The sequence below is a fragment of the Pseudomonas sp. 05N433 genome, from assembly GCF_056396925.1.
In genome coordinates this window covers 1-893 of record NZ_JBFTML010000137.1, presented here as the reverse complement: position 1 = coordinate 893, position 893 = coordinate 1, and the positions used below count along the sequence as shown (strand labels likewise).

1 pseudogene is annotated in these 893 nt (G+C 57.7%); it reads left to right on the top strand.

The window, feature by feature from the left end:
• Nucleotides 1-267 precede the first annotated feature (267 nt).
• Nucleotides 268-893, top strand: a pseudogene (locus tag AC1DIS_RS30045) (toxin); the annotation flags it as partial.

The window sequence follows — 893 nt, the reverse complement described above, 5'->3', positions numbered from 1 at the left end:
GAACACGACATCGGAGCCCGCCGCGGTAACCCGCCAAAGCCGCGACAGCACGAAGCCCAGCACAAAAACCACCACTGCGACCTCAACGATATGATACAACGCGTGATTCTACGCGTCATTCGCCAACCGTGTGGATGCGTTGGGATAGGTGCGTCCCTTGTAACCTGTCATATCTGACAGGTTACACACCCCTCGTACGTTGATAGCATCGAGCCTTGGAGAAAACCCTTGCCGTGACCGATGCTACGCATTGAAGGAGATAGAGAGATGGATCTCACCGTGCATCGGAACACCTCTTCGATTACTGCCAATGATGGCCGCGGCCTGGCGGTTCGCCATGTGGCCTACCTGCGCAATAGCGCTCGCGAGCCTCTGGAAGCGCTCATCACCCGACAGCGTCATGACGTCACCGGCAGACCGGTGGAACACTGGGATCCGCGTCTGTATGGCTCCAGGCCCAACCTGACGACGGTCCATGGGCTGACCGGCCAACCGCTGAAGGTCGACAGCGTCGATTCCGGCTGGCGTCTGAGCTTGCTCGGTGTGGCCGGTGAAGTCCTCTGCCGCTGGGATGAGCGCGGCAATCAATGGCGAAATACCTACGATGATCAACTGCGCATGTTGGCGGTTGACGCCAATGCGCAACCGAACGTCGAAGTCTTGACCTATGGGCAGGGCGATGCGGATCCTGGGAAAAACTTGCGGGGTCAGCTGATCAAGAAAGTCGATCCTTCGGGTTCGATTGCATTCGATTCCTTTAGTTTGCATTACCTGCCTTTAGAAGAAACCCGCACGTTATTCGATGGCTGCGTCTACACCACACGATGGCGCTACGGTGCAGACGGCAAGGCGCTGAGCCAGACAGATGCCGGCAACCATCAGCAGCATTCACG